The 3,813-nt window shown below is 64.5% G+C and carries 2 protein-coding genes and 2 pseudogenes; 1 reads left to right on the top strand and 3 read right to left on the bottom strand.

Annotated features, from left to right (window positions below; translation table 11 throughout):
- Positions 1-462 (bottom strand): annotated as a pseudogene (locus AHiyo1_RS26645) (prolyl oligopeptidase family serine peptidase); the annotation flags it as partial.
- 59 nt (positions 463-521) lie between these two features.
- On the opposite strand from AHiyo1_RS26645, the pseudogene AHiyo1_RS11355 reads away from it, so the two are divergent.
- Positions 522-2,511: pseudogene (locus AHiyo1_RS11355) on the top strand (FAD/NAD(P)-binding protein).
- 134 nt (positions 2,512-2,645) lie between these two features.
- On the opposite strand, the gene AHiyo1_RS11360 reads toward AHiyo1_RS11355, so the two are convergent.
- Both AHiyo1_RS11360 and AHiyo1_RS11365 read right to left on the bottom strand, forming a co-directional pair.
- Positions 2,646-3,425 carry a VOC family protein gene (locus AHiyo1_RS11360; RefSeq protein WP_059388636.1) on the bottom strand — a complete coding sequence of 260 codons (780 nt, stop codon included), beginning with the start codon at positions 3,423-3,425 and terminating at the stop codon, positions 2,646-2,648.
- 123 nt (positions 3,426-3,548) lie between these two features.
- On the bottom strand, positions 3,549-3,813 hold a 265-nt coding region (locus tag AHiyo1_RS11365; RefSeq protein WP_216363184.1), incomplete at its 5' end, for an undecaprenyl-diphosphate phosphatase.

Here is a 3,813-nt window from a genome sequence, read left to right on the forward strand (position 1 = left end):
GATGGCGAGGCGGTGCGGTTCGCCTTCGGCCGGGCGCAGGAAGTTGGCGCCGTGGAAAACCCATTCTTCGCCTTCGGCGGCGGCCAGCGCATCGATGTCGAGCAGCACGTCCCATTCCGGGGCGTCGCTGAGGTAGCTTTCCCACGTGGTCCGGCGCCAGAGGCCCTTGGGGTTCTGCTGGTCTTTCCAGAAGTTGTAGTAGTGCTCGCCGCGCTTGTTGACCATGGCGATCCTGTCCGTGGAGTCCAGAACCTCCAGGATTCCGGCTTCCAGCGCGGTGTATTCGGCGTCGTCGAGCAAGTCTTCGGTGCGGGCATTTTGCTCCCGCACCCAGGCCAGCTGTTCCTCGCCATGAATGTCTTCGAGCCAGATATTCTCGTCGACAGGTTCGGGGGCGATTGCGGTACCCTGGGCAGTTTCGTTGTCGGGCGCGGGCGCTTGATCAGCTGCTGTGGTGGTCATGCCTCATCCTAGAGTGACTGTCTGAGCAGGAAGCAAGTCACAAGAAGTTAGGCTTGGGCGTGGGTAAATCGCAGAACATCCGGGTTGGGCTGATCGGGGCAGGTCCCCGCGGCACCAGTGTGCTGGAGCGATTGCTCGCCAATTGGGCCGCGACGGAAACGCACACACGCTCCCTGCACATCGACGTCGTGGACCCCTATCCCGCCGGTCCCGGGCACGTCTGGCAGCCCGATCAGTCCCGGCTCTACCTCATGAACACGCAGTCGTTCTACCCCACACTGATTCCCGAGGACGAGCGACTCGCGCCGCCCCTCGCCGGGGGCTCTTTTGAGCAGTGGCGGACGGAGAAGCAGTCCGTCGGCGGTCAAGGCCTGAGCTCCGAGGAACGGGCCGAACTCGCCGTGCTCGCCTCCCACGACTTTCCCAGCCGTGCCCTTTACGGACGGTATCTCCGTTCGACTCTTGAGGAACTGCTGGACCGCGTTCCGGCCGGAGTGGAGATCGCCTTCCACCGAAGCAACGCCGTGGCGGCGCATCCACTGCCGGGAGGCCCGACGGACGGTTCGCCGGGCAAGCCAGCGGGCGGAGGGTTCGACGTCGAACTCGACGACGGCGCTCGGCTCACCGTGGATTCCCTCGTCCTCGCGCTGGGCCACCTTGAGTCCCGGCTCAACCCGGAGCAGCGTTCGTTCAGGGAGGTGGCAGCGGAGCTCGGGCTGCTGTATGTGCCGCCGGCTGCTCCGGCCGATGTGGACTGGGCGTTGGTCTGCGGGGGAGACGGTCCTGGTCCGGGGCATGGGGCTGAATTTCTTCGACGTCATGGGCCAGCTGACCGAAGGCCGCGGCGGACAGTTCGTGCCGGCCGAAGGCGGTCTCCATGGGAAGCTCAAGTACCTGCCTTCGGGCCAGGAACCGAAGATCATTGCGGCATCCAGGCGCGGCACTCCGTACCGGGCCAAGGCCGGGCTGGACGGTTACTATCCCAAGTCCGTGCGCTTGCGGTATCTGACCGAGAGCGCGGTGGAACGCTTCGCCGCGGCCGGTATCCAGCCTGGCTTCGACCATGACCTTTGGCCCCTCCTGCATCGCGACGCCTTGTGGGCCTACTACTCAACGCTGGTTGCGGCCGAGCCCGTGGCCGTGTCTGATGCGACGGAATTCCTGGCCGCTCTCGAAGACTTGTTGCAGCCCCACGCGCATGCCACCGGGCGCTGGGAAAACCATGTCGCCGAGTTGGTCTCCACCCATGTTGCATCGTCGCGCCGCCTTGACCTGCTGGGCCTCGCGGCGCCCTTGGCCGGGCATTCCTTCGCGTCCAGGAAGGAACTCGACGCCGCCGTCGTGGACTATCTGGACGATGACGCCCGCCGCTCCGCCCTGGGAGAGTCGGATCCCGTGAAGATGGCCATCGGTGCGTTGCACACCGGACGGGCCATCCTGAAGAGCGCCGTGGCCGACGGCGGTATCACGGACGAATCGTGGGTGGGCGAGCTGCGCGGCTGGTTCGAATCCTTCGTTGAGGGGCTCGCGAGCGGTCCTCCAGCGCTGCGCGCCGAACAATTGGCCGCTTTGGCGCGTGCCGGCGTCGTGAGTTTTGTGGGCCCGGATCCGCGGTTCAGCGTCGACCGTTCCCAGCGCGTCTTCCGGGCGGTATCTGCCTGGGTGCACGACGACGCCGCGGAAGCCAGGATCCTTATTGAGGCCATGTCCCCGGCGAACCGGGTAGGCGTGAGTGTTTCTCCGTTCCTGCGGCAGTTGCTCGCCGACGGATTGGTGCGGCCCAAGGTGATGATGACTGCCGAGGGAACGCCGGTGCAGACGTCCGGCTTGGATGTCCAGCCGCATCCGTACCGCGTGGTGGGCGCCAACGGTTCCGTGACTCCGGGAATGTACGCCCTCGGCCTGCAGCTTTCTTCCACCCAATGGGGGACAGCCATCGCGGCCGAAGCCCGGCCATCCGATGGTCGCGGCTATCGGAGTGGCCAACGGACCCTCCGCGACGCCGACGAAATCGCCAGGGACATGCTCGGCCTTCCGCTCCAAAAATGAGCATATTCCCCCAACAAGAATGAGCATGCTCCCTGCCCGTTCCGACGAGTGGACATAAGCCTGATATGTCCACTCGTCGGTCCCGGGGGAGAGCATGCTCTCTGGCGGTAGCGGGCTGCGCCTGGCGGTTGGGCTTATGCAGCCTGGTTTTGGATGAGTTTGAAGATCGCACCCGTCGGGTCGGTCAGGGTGGCCATCCGGCCGTAGGGGGTGTCCTCAGCCGCCTGGACCACGGTGGCGCCCAGGGAGACGGCCTGCTCGATGGTGTCATCGACCTTGTCCACCGCGAAGTAGACGCCCCAGTAGGACGGCACCTCGGCAGGGAGGAAACCGGAGGCATCCATGATGCCTGCCTTGGAGTTGTCGCCCTCACCGAGCGTCGTGTAACGGAACTCCGGGGTGTCGCCCACGACCGTGGTTTCCCAACCAAAGACGTTTTGGTAGAAGGAAACGGCCGAGTCGTACTCCTTGGCGAAGAGCTCGTGCCAGGCCGGCGCGCCTGTTTCGGCAGCCAGCTGATAGCCCTTCATCTCGCCGAACTGCCAGGCACCGATGGCCGCGCCGGAGGAATCCGCGTACATGGCCATGGTTCCCTGGTCCGGAACTTCCATGGGTTCCATGTAGACCTGGCCGCCGTTGGCGAGGGCTGCTTCGGTGGTGGCCTTGATGTCGTCAGTCCGCAGGTAAGTGGACCAGACATCGGGCATCTGGCCCATGTTTTCCTGCTTCTGCATGATCCCGGCCACCATCTTGCCGTCCTTCGAGGCGGTGATGTAGCCACCGTACTTTTCCTGATCCCCGGTCTCGTAGGTCCAACCGAAGAGCGTGTTGTAGAAGGACTTTGCCTTCTCCGGGTCCGAGGTCATCAGGTCGATCCAGCAAGGTGAGCCGGGGGTGATGTCAGGCGTGGGCATGTTTTCTCCTGTGTCGTTACCGCGGTTGTTCCACGGTTTCATGAGTGGGTGGTGGAGACAGACAAAACCCTATGCGGGGCCTCTGACAGTTTCAATGCCTTCGCTCGATGCCATTAGCGGACCCTAGCCCATGACGAGCATCAAAATGAAGTAGATCGCTCCGCCGACCACCGAGTAGATGGCAAACGGTGTCAGGGTCCGGGTCTCGAAGAAGCGAAGCAGGAACTTGGTGGCGAACCATGCGGCGACACCCGCGCACAGCGCCCCCACCAGGAACACGCCACGCTCGTCGGCCATGGCCGGAGTGAAAAGGTCAGGCAGCTTGAGCACGGCGGCCGCGCCGATGATCGGCGTGGCGAGCAGGAAGCTGAAGCGCGCGGCGTTCTCG

Origin of the sequence: Arthrobacter sp. Hiyo1, assembly GCF_001263615.2 — a bacterium.
In the GTDB taxonomy this organism is placed as follows: domain Bacteria; phylum Actinomycetota; class Actinomycetes; order Actinomycetales; family Micrococcaceae; genus Arthrobacter.

Coding starts and splice junctions, on each gene's coding strand:
- AHiyo1_RS11360 (WP_059388636.1), bottom strand. CDS start 3,425: ATGCCCACGCCTGACATCACCCCCGGCTCACCTTGCTGGATCGACCTG.